Source organism: Pelotomaculum isophthalicicum JI (assembly GCF_029478095.1).
Classification (GTDB): domain Bacteria; phylum Bacillota; class Desulfotomaculia; order Desulfotomaculales; family Pelotomaculaceae; genus Pelotomaculum_D; species Pelotomaculum_D isophthalicicum.
Map to the genome: position 1 here is coordinate 208,028 of NZ_JAKOAV010000001.1, position 13,292 is coordinate 221,319.

Consider the following 13,292-nt stretch of genomic DNA (forward strand, 5'->3'; position numbering starts at 1 on the left):
ATGAAACACCTGATTATCGGGACTGCCGGTCACGTCGACCATGGGAAAACAGCCCTGGTAAAAGCTATGACCGGCGTAGATACGGACCGGTTGAAAGAAGAAAAAGAGCGGGGTATCTCGATTGAGCTTGGTTTTACCGCCCTTAAGCTGCCGGGTGGACGCAAGGCCGGCATCGTTGATGTGCCCGGGCATGAGCGTTTTATTAAAAATATGCTGGCCGGGGCCGGCGGCTTTGACTTGGTGCTTCTGGTAATTGCCGCGGACGAAGGAGTAATGCCCCAGACCCGTGAGCATCTGGACATAATCCAGTTGCTTCAAGTAAAAAAAGGTGTTGTTGTCCTGACCAAAGCCGACCTGGTGGATGAGGAATGGCTTGATTTGGTAAGGGCAGAAGTGCAGGATTTTTTAAAGGGCACTGTTTTAGAGAAAGCTCCCTTGGTAATAGTTTCAGCAGTGACCGGTCAAGGTATCGGCAGCTTGCTTGAGTTGCTGGACCGTGTGGCGGAGGATACTCCGGCCAAAACCGCCGCCGGCCCGCCGAGGTTGCCGGTGGACCGGGTATTTTCCGTCACGGGTTTCGGCACAGTGGTTACCGGGACGCTTGTAGCAGGTGAAATACGGGTTGGTGATTCGGTGGAAGTACAGCCGCAAGGACTGATTACACGGGTGCGGTCTCTGCAGTCACATGGCGAAAAAGTCAAATTTGCCGGGGCTGGGCAGCGTGTGGCAGCCAACCTGGCCGGTCTGGAGATGGAACAGATCAGCCGCGGGAGTGTGGTAGCTGGTGTAAACAGTATTACTCCTTCAAACCGGCTGGACGTGCACTTGTTATTACTGAAAAGCGCCGCCAGGCCACTGAAAAACCGGGCAAGGGTACGTTTTTACCTTGGTTCCGGCGAAACTCTGGGACGGGTTGTGTTGCTGGATCACGAGGAACTCGCACCAGGGGCGATGGCTTATGCGCAGATTGAGTTGGAAGAAAAAACGGTCGCAGTCAAGGGGGACCGGTTTGTGCTCCGGTCTTATTCACCCATGCAGACAATCGGCGGCGGGGTTGTCATTGACCCGGCGCCGGGACGCAAGCACAGGCGCTTTCGCAGCGAAGTTCTGAAGGCTCTGGAGACCAGGGAGAGAGGTACGCCAGCCGAGATTTTAGAACAATATTTGCAGGGCAATCCCGAATTGCCTGATATAGTGGATGTTGCAGCGGGGACAGGGCTTCAAGCAACTGAAATTGAAGAATTGGCCCATCAGCTTGCCCGGCAGGAGAAGGTTAAAATAGTACCCGGCGATGGGAAAGTCTACCTGTCGCTGACTGATGTTTACCGGCGCATGGCCGGTGAGTTGCAGCAAATGCTGGAATCCTACCACCGCGAGTTTCCCCTGCGGGAAGGGTATCCCAAAGAAGAACTTCGCTCCCGGAAATTCCCCGCCTTGAATAATAAAGTCTTTCAATTTCTGCTTGCCGCCCTGGAAAAAGATCAGTTGGTGCGCTGCACGGCCCAGGCAGTCGCCAGTCCGTCATTTACAGGACCAGGGCCGGAAATGAATTTAATAATCAATAAGATTAGGAAGGAATTGGCCGAAGCATGTTTTCAGCCCCCGGCATGGAGCGAACTGGCAGGCGCGGCGGGCTTGAGTGAGAACGCTAGTTTGGAACTGTTGCAGCATCTTTTGAGAACCGGTGAACTAAAAAAAGTGGGTGAAAATCTTTATTTTCTTGATGAAACACTCAGGATGGCCGGTCATGAGATCACCGGCTTTTTGCGAGAAAAAGGCGAGATTACAATAGGTGAGTTGCGCGATCTTTTACAGACTAGCCGCAAATATGCCCTGCCGTTGCTCGAGTACTTCGACAAAGAAAGGATCACCAGGCGGGTCGGCGACAAACGGCTGCCCGGCAAAGCCTTGGGCTGATACAGGGTATAGTATTAATACCTGGAGGTTAATTAAATACTATGGTAAAATAGTAAAAGAAACTTTGAAAATGTTGGGAAAGATCTAAAAAAGGATTAAAAAACAGTATGAAGGTAAACCTTCTTGGTGTAAATATAGACGCATTGGATCTTGAAGAGACGGTGAGGCAGGTTGCGGAATATGTTCGAAGCGGGCTGCCGCACCATGTTATTACGATTAATCCGGAGTTTTTGTATAATGCGCAAGCTGATCGAAAACTCAGCGATTTGGCCGGGCGCGCCGATTTGGTAACCCCGGATGGAGTAGGAATTGTTTGGGCTTGCCGGGTAGCAGGAAGTCCGGTTCCGGAACGGGTTACCGGCATTGACTTGATGACGCGGCTGGTGAAACAGGCGGCTGTGGAAGGGTGGAGTATTTTTTTGCTTGGCGCGGCTCCGGGAGTTGCGGAGGAAGCGGCCGCCAGATTCAGTCTGGATTACCCGGGCTTACGGGTCGCAGGTGTCCACCATGGGTATTTTAACGATAATGAAGAAGCCAAAGTCGCCGGTAAAGTAAGAGAAACCCACCCCGACCTGCTTTTTGTAGCCCTTGGGGCGCCGAAACAAGAGTGGTGGATAGATAGAAATCTCCGGGAAACGGGAGCCGCGGTAGCTGTTGGAGTGGGGGGGAGTTTTGATGTTGTGGCTGGGAAAGTGCGCCGCGCGCCGCGGTGGGTCCGCCGCTTGCATCTGGAGTGGCTGTTCCGGCTGATAAAGGAGCCTTCACGCTGGCGCCGTCAAGCCGTTCTGCCTTTGTTTGCCTGGCTTGTGGTCAAGGAATACATGTTTAGAAGGCGGGCGCGCTAGCAATTGCTAGACTTGTCTGATGTTTGAAGATTAATTAACTGATTTTACCGGGGGAGCATTTATGCCCAAGGTGGTTATTTCAGGGTATTACGGTTTTCACAACAGCGGTGACGAGGCGATTCTGCATGCTATGCTACAGGCTCTCAGAGACATAATACCCGGCCTTGAAGTCACCGTCTTATCCCGGGAACCGGGTTATACCACCCGGGAATTTGACGTCCGCTCCGTTCCACGCAACAATCCCTGGCGGGTTTTTAAAGCCCTTATGGCCGCCGATATGTTAATCAGCGGTGGGGGCGGGCTTTTGCAGGATGTTACCAGTCCCCGCAGCATAATTTATTATCTGGGTGTTGTCGCGATGGCCATACTTATCGGTAAGCCCGTTTTCTTTTACGCTCAGGGTATCGGGCCTGTGCGTACCGCCTTAGGCAGAACAGCGGTGCGACTCGTGGCTAATTACGTTAATGCTATTACCGTGCGGGATCCTGATTCAAAAAATGAGCTTGATTCCATGGGTGTTAAACGACCGTTTATAAATGTTACCGCCGACCCCGTACTTGGCCTGGAGCCGTTCCTGATAGACAGCAAAAAGGGGCGTGAAACCCTGGCCTCGCTGGGCATGGGCAGTGGTCCCGTGGCTGGTGTCTCTGTTATACCGTGGAAGGGACTGAGCCGTTATAAAGAAGTGGTGGCCAAAGTAGCCGACGATTTGGCGGCAGGGGGTTGGCAGGTGTTGCTAATTCCGATGTATAACCCCGTAGACATCCAGGCATGCCGGGAAGTGGCCGCCCTGATGCGTGAAAAACCTTTTATGCTTGGCGCTGAAACAAGATATAAGGAGTTGTTGTCTGTTGCCTCCAACCTTGATCTGGCCGTGGGTATGAGACTTCATTTTCTAATATTCAGCGCGATTTTCGGTGTGCCGGTGGTAGGAATTACCTACGATCCGAAGGTAAACCGTTTTTTGCAATCAATCGGGCTGCCCCCGGGTTTGAGCGCCGAAGATCTGGAATATAACGAGTTGTCCTTGAGAATAAAACATGTTATTGACGAACGTGAAAAAATAAGCGCAAATCTTAAAGAGAGAGTTGGGCTCTTGCGAGAGTTGGCTATAAAAAATGCCTTGCTGGCAGCCGAACTTCTTCAGCCAAAATAACGTCTAAATAGATGAATGATTTGCCAATTTCTTTGTGCTGGAGGAATTGGGCCTGGCGGTGTTGAATTCTATGATAGGGGAGGTATTTGGTGATTGTGAATAAGAGAAAGATAGTTTTTACCGTTACGCTTGCTGTTATAATAATTTCTATTTTAGGTTATTCAGCTTTCGCCGGCGTAGATAATGAGCCGGGCGGAAGCAATGATCCGTTGGTCACTCAGAGTTATGTGGACCAGTATATGCAATGGAAAGTAGCTGAGTTGAAAACAGGTCAGGTTTTGCAATGCCATGCCGGTACGGAGTTTATTCCCAGGCGTGGCCAGGCGGTTGTGGTGGATTCAACCGGCAACGGCATTCCCGATGTCACTGCGGGTGAGGATATACACGCAGGCAGCGCGACGCCCCTTAATCACCTGCTGATTGTCCCCAGAGACGACGGGCGCGGAGTTAAAGCCCAATCGCCGGCTGTGGTGATGTACCGGGGTGAAGCGACGATCCAGTAGTTGTACAGAAAAATGAATTAATTGTCAAAAATGATGAATCTTTGTCGGATTAACCGGTAAGCCGGATAATTGACTGGTGAAGCGTTATCGTAATGGGGTGGACTAAATGAGGACAACCAGGCGAAAATTGAAAAGAAAAACGCCTTTTGTTATCTGTTGCCTGTTATTACTTACAGTGCTGGCCGGCTGCGGTATGTTGTTAAAAGATATGTTGCCGGTTAAGACTACAGATATTACCAATATATTTGAACCGACTCCTGATAGGCTAAATGTGCTGCTGCTGGGTATTGACGCCAGGCAGGGCGAAACTATGGCCCGCACGGACACGATGATCCTGGCCAGCGTAGATCAGAAGAGCAAACAGGTGGCTTTGCTTTCCATTCCGCGGGATACCAGGGTAAACATCCCTGGATACGGTATGGATAAGATCAACAGCGCTTCCGCCTACGGCGGGCCGGAGCTTTCCACGAAGGTTGTTTCGCAGTTGCTTGGCACACAGATAAAATATTATGTGCTGGTCAATTTCAGCGGCTTTAAGGATATTGTGGACGCTTTGGGAGGCGTTACTTTTGATGTTGAACAAAGTATGTATCACTGGGACGAAGATCCCGCACTTGAGATTAACTTGAAGAAAGGCGTGCAGCGTCTTGACGGTGATAAGGCACTGCAGTATGTGCGTTACCGCGATTATCCGATGGGGGATATCGACCGTACCAAGTACCAGCAGAAGTTCTTGGTAGCGCTAGGGAAAGAAATGCTGCAGCCCGCTACCATTCCAAAGTTGCCCAGACTGGTCACCGAAATCAACCGTTATGTGAAAACAAACATGCCCGCGACGGATTTATATAAACTGGCTACGGCCTCGAAGAACATGGAGAATGGTAATTTTGTCGCCCAGACTCTACCCGGGCGGCCGTTGGATATCAATGGGGGGAGTTACTGGGGGGTGGATCCTACTGAAGCCAAGCAGGTGCTGGCCAAACTTTTTAAGGGGGAAACAGAGACCAATGTTGTGCTGACTACCCCGCTAAGCGGCCAGTACGCCGGCTCAAGTGATTCAAGCGCGGTTTCTCAGAAAACAAGCGAAACAGCAGCCGGTACCGCCCAGACGAACCAGCAGCCCGGCGCGCAAACGCAGCAAGGTCAGAACGGAACCAGACAACAGACCGGAAGTCAGAAGACTGACAAATCAGGCAAGACCGGCACACAAAACAGCGGTACCAGCGGCGCCTCCGGTAGTACGGTAACTATCACACCTGTGGGCGCTGGTACTGGAACGTCTACTAGCGGTTCCGGTAAAGCAACGGGTAATGATGCAGGCACTCAATCAGGCGCTGGTACGGGATCATCTGATAAATCAAGTACTTCTCCTGACGCTGTTCAAAGTGGAGCCAATCCCGGCATTCCGGGGGTAAAAGCAAAAACTTGAGTTTGCGGTAGCAGCTAAACCGCTCTAAAGAAAAAGGACTCTCTTTAAAGGAGATGTCCTTTTGTTTAATGACATGCGCTGTATTGTTTGTTCAGAGGAGCCGTCGACCATTTGTATGAATCACTTATTTTACTGTTGCGCCATAAATAGTTCCATTTACAGAAAAGACATTGCTTTTAACGGATATTTGCGCTCCGATCTTGATTTCTTTATTGCCGATCATAATACTGTTGTCTGTTACGATGGCGGGTGATTCTATGGTGATGATCACGTTGTATTTTTCCGGCACATCCGCTTGCACGACCCTGCCGTCAAGTGTGGGCACAGCTTGTTTATACGGGGATACCTCTTTGCTTTTCACAGTTCCCAACGGAATGTTGGTTTGAACGTCTTTAACCGCTTGTCCTTCTTTAATACTCTCTACTGTTGGAATACGCACGTTCTCAACAAAAACCTTAAATTCAATATGACTGTTTTGCAAAGCCAGCGCTCTATTAACAATTAGCAGCTTATACACGCCGGCTGCGAGCAGGGCAAGGATTAAGCCGATGATAATGATATCCACGAAATTAAATTTTACTTTTTCTTGTTTTTTATGCATTCTGCTCATTCCTTTCAGAGCTGATCTTTTGTGCCGCGAGTTTTTCCAGAACGAGAATGATCGCTATCAGCAACCAAAGTAAAATACCCAACTTGTAATACCAGAGAAAATAATCTACTACAGAGTGGAATAAAAATCCTGCCAGCGCTCCCATTATTCCCGCGTTCAGGTTTCTTATTAAGGCGTCCCTTGCCGTGCTTAGTTTCAGCCCGAGCCGGAATATACCCACGAACAGCCAGCAAAAAACCGCCAAGCCAAGTATACCAAACTCGCTGATTATCTGTAAATACAAGTTATGCGAGTGGGGAACCACGTTGGAATTAATCATGTAGGTATAATATACACGGGCAAAGGCTTTTCTCCCTAGTCCGACACCGGTCTCCCAGTGATTTTTGACGAGAGACAAGGTAGAATGCCAAGTATCCAGGCGGTACAAGTTCGATGTATCTTTAGTTGAAGTAATTGTGGACAGCCGGTGGGTAATCGTGGCTGGCAAAAAAGAGTACATGAATACCCCCGCCACAGCCAATAACTGAACCAGCAACTTGCTTTTAAACAGCGCAAAAACAACCAGGGCGCCTGCAAATGCCAGCCAACCGCCTCTGGAATAGGTTAAAAGCAGGCAAAAGGCGGCAATGACTACGGTTGCGATGAAGAAAATACGCAATCCGGCTTTGGAGGCGCTGAAAGCCGCCCCTAAAGATACTGTTGACAGCAGGATCAAATATTGGGCCAAGAGGTTCGGGTTTTCAAAAACAGCGTAAGCCCTGTTTTGTATTTCCGGGTTCTGGGTGATGTCGACCCATTCTTTACGTATCTCAACGGTATTAACCCCGGTATAAAACTGGTAGATGGCATAGCTTGCTGTGATCATGCCGGCAAAAGCCAAACAGATAATTAACTTGTCGAGCTTTTCCCGACTGTCAAAAGTATTCACTATCACAAATAAATAAATCAGACCGGTGACCGGAATAAAGAATTCACCCGCGCTGTCCCAAAATGATACCGAGGTGACCGTGGCATAAAACATTACCATGTAAAATAGCAGCAGGGGAATAAATAGCGATGATAGATGGAAACGGAAATGAGGGCGTTTGGCTGCTTTAAAAATAAGGGATGTTAGAGTTACCAACGCCAGTGCCAGGAGTGCTTTTAACGGCGCAATAGGCAGCAGCAGGGCGGCTGCGTACACACCGTGCTCTGTTCGATAAAAAGTGCCAATTGCAAGCAGCACGGCCATGAGCATGATTAGCGACTGCTGATACGGCATAAAGAAAAAAGACAGCGCAGTTAAAGCGGCCAGTATTAGCAAAGCGCCGTATGTGAGCTCACGCTGCCGTGCTTTATATCTCTCCGGTAATTTTAAGTGTTTTTCCAAAGAGCCAGATATTGTCCGCAGCAAAGTGTATGCGCAGCTTTCCCCCGTCATGTTGTGGTTCAGCAGCCGTCCGGTGTAACTGTTCTGGTAGGAGCTGCGCAGAAAGTTTGTTAAGCGGGCGGTCAGGCTGGCGCTAAATCCTTCCGTCCACTTGGCCGCGTTTTTATCCAGCGCCCTTTTTCCCAGGGTAATAATTAAGCTTGGCATAGGTGTAAACATCCGACCTTTTCGATAATGTAATAAAAAGAGTATTCAGTAGTCAGAATTCAGAACTCAGAATATTTTAAGACAGTTCTCTTATTCTGATTTCTAACTCCTCACTTATGACTCCTGAGTAGTCACAAAAGTAGTTCCGCAGTTTGCCAGTAAAATACCAGCCAGTTCATTTACCCGCGCCCGCCAGGAGTGTTTTTCCATCATTGCGACTTGGCGCCGGACTCTGGCCGGATCTTGTTCTTTAATTGCCCTGTCAATACTGGCTGCAAAATCCTCTCTGTCTGAAACATACACATATTCGCGAAAGTCGCCAACTGCCGGAAGCGCCGTGGATATTACCGGTTTGCCAGTGGACAAATATTCATACAGTTTTAGAGGGTCTGAAGCCAGCGAATGTTCATCTTTTGTCCGGGGCAACAATAGCGCCGCCGCGTGTTGCATATACGCGGGCAGCGTAGCGTAAGGTTTGCTCTGCAGCCAGTAGACATTAGCTTTACTGAGCAGTACTTGCCACAGGTTGGCGTCGGTTGAACCTTCATAATAATGTCCGATAAGCACCAGCGAGTATCCAGGCCGATCGTCTGCCAGTTTGATTAATAGCTTCAAGTCGACCCAGGAGTTGAACGAGCCGGTATACATTAAAACCGGCTGATGTATGCCTGCCATTTCCGGTACCGGTGTGAATTCGTTCCTCCTGAAATGTTCCACGTTTACACCATTTTTTATAATATGCACGTCCCGGTGATAAAGAGCGGAGTACTTGCCGGCCAGTTCCGGGGACACGGCGATTACCGCGCTGCTGTTGGCCATCATATATTGGTAAAATGACTTGTTTCCGGCCAGCACGCGTGGATTGTTTTTTATTTCCGGGAAGGCAAAAGAGTCGTCCAAAATATGAAAAATTAGGTATTTGGGCTTTAATCGTTTAATAAAATGAGTTTGAGTATAGCTCCAGGACGAAATATATACTAACGTTTGCTCACGCCAGGAGCGTCCGTAAAGTTCCTCCAGTATACGGTCAAACTTAGCGGCCGTATAATTGTCCGCATATTTTCTCAATCCGAAGAATACCGGCGCGAAGCCTAGAGGGGGCATGTATACCGTGACACCGTTGCGGTCTGTTTTTCGCCAGCGAATGTTGCTCAGCAGGTAAGCAGGATTATTGAGCGCCCCCCTGAGACCTCTGGGAGGTTCTATATATAGACTGTCCACCTTTGTGCAGGCGGCGGCCAAAAACCGCACCGAGTCATTTATTTCGCTGTAATCCCAGGGATTCATGCCTAAAAATACCACCGCCCGGATTTCCCCCAACTATTTTCCCCCCGTCATACCAGCGTTAAGAATTTTTAAAATATGGCCAAGCCTTAGATTATTTTATAACATGGAGGCGAAAGACTCAATGATCAACATTTGGAGGGGCAGAATTATTTGAAAGATAAAAATTTTTTCTTTTTATTGTGATAAAATGTTGTTGTATAATATGGTAAATAAATTACTGAGGGAGTTAGTATGAAACTGTTAGTAAGATTATTTATCACTTTCGGTATGATTTTTTTTATTGCAAGCGCTAATCCGGCTTTTGCCGGGCAGGAATGGCAGCTTTACAACGAGGCTGAATCGCTGGAAAAAGCGGGCAACCTGACAGAAGCCATGAAGATATGGGAGCCTTTGATCGATTCAATGGCGGCGATCGGTGAGGATGAGGCCGCGGGTTTTTGCGCCCAAAAGCTTGGGCGGGCTTACGACAAACTAGGGCGGTATGGCGACGCTGTGAAATATTATGGGATCGAAGCTGCTTTCTGGAATAAATTGCCCGGCCATGCTGAGTGGACTTTGTATGACTCCAAGCGTGCTGAAGAAATCCGTCCGGAATTATGTGTATACGCGCAGAAACCGGCTGCCGGGTCGCCGTCAAACTTGGCCAAGTGCGAGCCGGCCCAGGGAACGCTGCTGGGGGCCGCGGTGGCAGGCGACCCGGCAATCGGGCGTGATCATTTGGACCGGATATCCGAAGTTTACGGCCGGAACTATGCTGCCGTTCTGATTTATGTAAATGATTGGAACGGTTACCCGGATGATGATTTGTTGAAGTCGGCCAAAGAAGAAGGACTGGCTTTGCAAGTGGCCTGGGAGCCTTCCATGGGCCTGGCCGCGGTGGAAGATAATGATTACTTGCACGCCTTTGCCGCGAAGCTGAATGACTACGGGCTGCCGGTGTTCCTGCGCTTTGCCGCGGAGATGAACGGCGACTGGACGCCCTGGACCGGCAATCCCACCCAGTATATTGAGAAGTTCCGCCTGGTGGCCGGGGTTATGCGGCAGGAAGCGCCGAACGTGGCCATGGTCTGGTCCCCGGGCTATTACCCGGATGAGAAGGTTGACGCCTATTACCCTGGCGACCAATGGGTGGACTGGGTGGGCATCAACGCTTACACCGACTATTTTTTCAATGGGAGTCCGGATTCACCGGCGGAAACGGCCACTATGAACTACCAGGGGCGCAACGCCAACCCGCTGCATAAGTTCAAGGCTATCTACGAGCGCTATTCTTCCAGGAAACCGATTATGATCAGCGAAACCGGCGTGGCCTGGGCTAACCGCTACCCGTTTATCGACGTTTCCGACTGGGGGGCGGCCAATCTGAATCGTCTTTACAGCTACCTGCCTTTGCTTTACCCGCGCGTTAAGGCAGTCTATTATTTCAATTATGATATCAGCAACAAGGGGCCGGAATTTCCTTGCTTCAGTCATTATCTGATTTCAGGCAACGAGAAAATGCTGCGCGCCTACCGGCAGGCAACCGCCTCGCCTTGGTACCTGGACGACTGGCGGCAACAGGCGTCTGTTTGCTACCAGGCGCTGGACAAAGTTCTGCCCGAGGGGGCTGAAGAACTTGTCACATATGCCAGCACCGGCAATGGAGTATCCCGGGTGGAATATTATTTTAACGGCAATTTGATCGGGAGCGCTGCCGCGGCGCCATGGGCTTTACACTATAATTTCAGCCAGGCTGGACCGGGCACGCTGGAGGTTAGGGTCTATGACCAAAGCGGAAACCTGGGAGTGTCCAGTTCTCTCGTAGCAGGGACAAATGGCGGCGGCACTATCGTTTCTTCCGGCGGCGGGCGGGTGGCGCCTGAACCTTCGCTTATCCGTGTACAGCTTGACGGGAATTACCTGAATGTGAATGCCGTGGAAAGTGACGATAGAGTGCTGGTGCCTATGCGTGTAATCCTGGAGGCTCTTGGAGCGCAAGTTGATTGGGAAGATTCTACCCAGACTGTTGTTGCGCGAAAGGGGAGCGATTTTTTGCGGCTGCAGATTGACAACCCGGTACCGACGTTAAATGGCCGGTCTCTGCGGAAACTGGATGTGCCCGCCCGCTTGATTGACGACCATGCCATGGTTCCGGTGCGTTTTGTCTCCGAAAATTTTGGCGCTAAAGTTAATTGGGATGAAAATGCCAGGACAGTGATCATCCGGTCCAACCAATAGTTATAATATTATTTTCTGTCTAGCGCATCTTTGCAAAATATGTTATGATTATGTCGAATTTTTTCGAATAGACGGCGGTGTATCAATGCTGGCGTCTTTACTTTTATCCATAGCCCGACTGCATCAAAGGATTTGTACAAGCCTGTAATCAGCAAAATACTTAGAGGGGGCGGTTGGCGTTGTCATTCGTCACCGGGGCGGTAGCCCGGGCTGCCATTGTCCTCGTCCTGTTTAACGTCGCGTCCAAGTTAACGGCGCTGGTGCGTGAAATGGTTATTGCCAGGCAGTTTGGAGCAACTTCCGCCATGGACGCCTACCTGGTGGCCTTTTCACTTCCCTCTGTTTTGTTTTACCTATTTACCGGCGCGCTGTCAACAGTGGTTGTGCCCATCTATTCAGAATACGCCGCCGCTGGCCGGGAGCGCGAAGCTTGGGGCCTGTTCGGCACTTTTTTTAATGTGCTGCTGCTGCTCCTAGTAGTAGTTACCGCTTTGGGCTTACTCCTCGCTCCTTGGCTGGTTAAACTGCTGGCGCCCGGCTTTCCCGGGGACACACTCAGTCTGGCCATATCGTTAACCCGATGGATGTTTCCGCTCCTGATTTTTAGCGGCCTTACCGCCTTGTTCAGCGGACTGCTCAATGCCAGGAATGTATTCGCGATAACCGCCCTGAACGGGCCTTTGTCCAATATTGCGGTTATTATCGCGGTCCTGGCCCTGGGTAGTCTCTGGGGTGTATACGGGATGACTCTGGGAGTGCTGGTTGGCGGAGTGGCGGGGGCGGTCGTGCAACTGCCCGCTCTGCGGCGGGTGGGATTTAGCTTCCGGCCCGGTGTGGCTTTAAACCACCCGGACCTTAAAAAGATCTTCAAACTGATACTGCCGATAACCATTGGATTTTCAATCAGTGAAACATATATTTTAATTGACCGCTATTTGGCTTCCGGCTTAGCTGAAGGCAGTATTGCCGCTTTAAACTACGCCAACAGACTGATTCAAATGCCACTGGGCTTATTTGTAACTGCCGTGGGGACGGCGGTATTTCCTTCTCTTACCCGCAAGGCTGCCGAAAAAGACCTGCGGGGTTTGGGGGAGGGGGTGCTCCGCTCACTACGGCTGGTTGTACTGGCTTGTGTCCCGTCGGCAATTGTGCTGCTGGTGCTGCGGGAGCCGCTGGTAACTCTTTTTTTTAAACGGGGTGTTTTCGATGACAGGGCAGCCGGTATGACTGCTATCGCCCTGTTTTTTTACGCTTTTGGCCTGGTCGGTCAGGCAGGTGAGTTTATCTTGACGCGAGGCTTTTTTTCTTTGCAGGATACCCGCACTCCGATGGTCCTTAGCGCTATAGCCGTGCTGGTCAACCTAGGGTTTAGCCTGGCTTTGATTGGCTCCCTGCGGCACGGTGGCCTCGCCCTGGCTAACTCCATCGCCGCGCTGGTCGATATGATCCTGTTGACCTTTTTCTTGAACAGGCGGCTTGGCGGCATGTGGGCGCCGGGCATGTGGCGGTTTATATTGTTCGTCATGCTCGCTTCTCTAGCAATGGGCGGCGCCATTGAGGCTATGTCTAGTTGGTTAAACCTGCCTGCCGCGTCGGGAACGATCACACTGGCAGGGCAAGTTGGCTTGGTTGCGACAGCCGGTCTGGTAGTCTATCTAGCTGCGCTTACGGTTCTACGTATTGAGGAGGCCCGTCGGCTTTGGGATTTTGTTAAGCAAAAATTTACTAAAAGCAGCCGGGAGGCATAAAACA

At 50.3% G+C, this 13,292-nt stretch carries 10 protein-coding genes; 7 read left to right on the forward strand and 3 right to left on the reverse strand.

The annotated features are described in order from the left end of the window. From selB to L7E55_RS01020, 5 genes are all read left to right on the forward strand, one after another. A complete protein-coding gene (gene selB / locus L7E55_RS01000; RefSeq protein ID WP_277442093.1) occupies nt 1-1,917 on the forward strand; it encodes a selenocysteine-specific translation elongation factor in 1,917 nt (638 codons plus the stop codon). 107 nt (nt 1,918-2,024) lie between these two features. Continuing rightward, complete coding sequence (locus L7E55_RS01005) at nt 2,025-2,762, forward strand: WecB/TagA/CpsF family glycosyltransferase (RefSeq protein WP_277442094.1); 738 nt, start codon at nt 2,025-2,027, stop codon at nt 2,760-2,762. Between the two features lie 61 nt (nt 2,763-2,823). Next, nucleotides 2,824-3,918 (forward strand): polysaccharide pyruvyl transferase CsaB, encoded by a 1,095-nt coding sequence (gene csaB / locus L7E55_RS01010; protein WP_277442095.1) that lies wholly within the window; start codon nt 2,824-2,826, stop codon nt 3,916-3,918. A 95-nt stretch (nt 3,919-4,013) separates the two neighbouring features. Next, a complete protein-coding gene (locus tag L7E55_RS01015; RefSeq protein WP_277442096.1) occupies nt 4,014-4,421 on the forward strand; it encodes a hypothetical protein in 408 nt (135 codons plus the stop codon). A 106-nt stretch (nt 4,422-4,527) separates the two neighbouring features. Further along, nucleotides 4,528-5,850, forward strand: a complete 1,323-nt coding sequence (locus L7E55_RS01020; protein ID WP_277442097.1) for an LCP family glycopolymer transferase — start codon at nt 4,528-4,530, stop codon at nt 5,848-5,850. Nucleotides 5,851-5,974: 124 nt separating this feature from the next. Here L7E55_RS01020 and L7E55_RS01025 read toward each other — a convergent pair whose 3' ends face one another. The 3 genes from L7E55_RS01025 to L7E55_RS01035 all read right to left on the reverse strand — a co-directional run bounded on the left by L7E55_RS01025 (nt 5,975) and on the right by L7E55_RS01035 (nt 9,356). After that, the gene (locus L7E55_RS01025) at nt 5,975-6,451 is read right to left on the reverse strand and encodes a DUF4330 domain-containing protein (RefSeq protein WP_277442098.1); all 477 of its coding nucleotides are present in this window, start codon (nt 6,449-6,451) and stop codon (nt 5,975-5,977) included. After that, nucleotides 6,444-8,036 (reverse strand): O-antigen ligase family protein, encoded by a 1,593-nt coding sequence (locus L7E55_RS01030; protein ID WP_277442099.1) that lies wholly within the window; start codon nt 8,034-8,036, stop codon nt 6,444-6,446. Before L7E55_RS01030 ends, L7E55_RS01025 begins: the two co-directional genes overlap by 8 nt. 114 nt (nt 8,037-8,150) lie before the next feature. Next, nucleotides 8,151-9,356, reverse strand: a complete 1,206-nt coding sequence (locus L7E55_RS01035) for a glycosyltransferase (protein ID WP_277442100.1) — start codon at nt 9,354-9,356, stop codon at nt 8,151-8,153. Between the two features lie 198 nt (nt 9,357-9,554). Here L7E55_RS01035 and L7E55_RS01040 point away from each other — a divergent pair, with 198 nt between their 5' ends. Continuing rightward, nucleotides 9,555-11,540, forward strand: coding sequence for a stalk domain-containing protein (locus L7E55_RS01040; protein WP_277442101.1), 1,986 nt, complete (start codon nt 9,555-9,557; stop codon nt 11,538-11,540). A gap of 179 nt (nt 11,541-11,719) precedes the next feature. After that, nucleotides 11,720-13,288 carry a murein biosynthesis integral membrane protein MurJ gene (gene murJ / locus L7E55_RS01045; RefSeq protein ID WP_277442103.1) on the forward strand — a complete coding sequence of 523 codons (1,569 nt, stop codon included), beginning with the start codon at nt 11,720-11,722 and terminating at the stop codon, nt 13,286-13,288. Nucleotides 13,289-13,292: the final 4 nt, after the last annotated feature.

Coding starts and splice junctions, on each gene's coding strand:
- L7E55_RS01040 (WP_277442101.1), top strand. CDS start 9,555: ATGAAACTGTTAGTAAGATTATTTATCACTTTCGGTATGATTTTTTTT.
- L7E55_RS01025 (WP_277442098.1), bottom strand. CDS start 6,451: ATGCATAAAAAACAAGAAAAAGTAAAATTTAATTTCGTGGATATCATT.
- selB (WP_277442093.1), top strand. CDS start 1: ATGAAACACCTGATTATCGGGACTGCCGGTCACGTCGACCATGGGAAA.
- L7E55_RS01005 (WP_277442094.1), top strand. CDS start 2,025: ATGAAGGTAAACCTTCTTGGTGTAAATATAGACGCATTGGATCTTGAA.
- csaB (WP_277442095.1), top strand. CDS start 2,824: ATGCCCAAGGTGGTTATTTCAGGGTATTACGGTTTTCACAACAGCGGT.
- L7E55_RS01030 (WP_277442099.1), bottom strand. CDS start 8,036: ATGCCAAGCTTAATTATTACCCTGGGAAAAAGGGCGCTGGATAAAAAC.
- L7E55_RS01020 (WP_277442097.1), top strand. CDS start 4,528: ATGAGGACAACCAGGCGAAAATTGAAAAGAAAAACGCCTTTTGTTATC.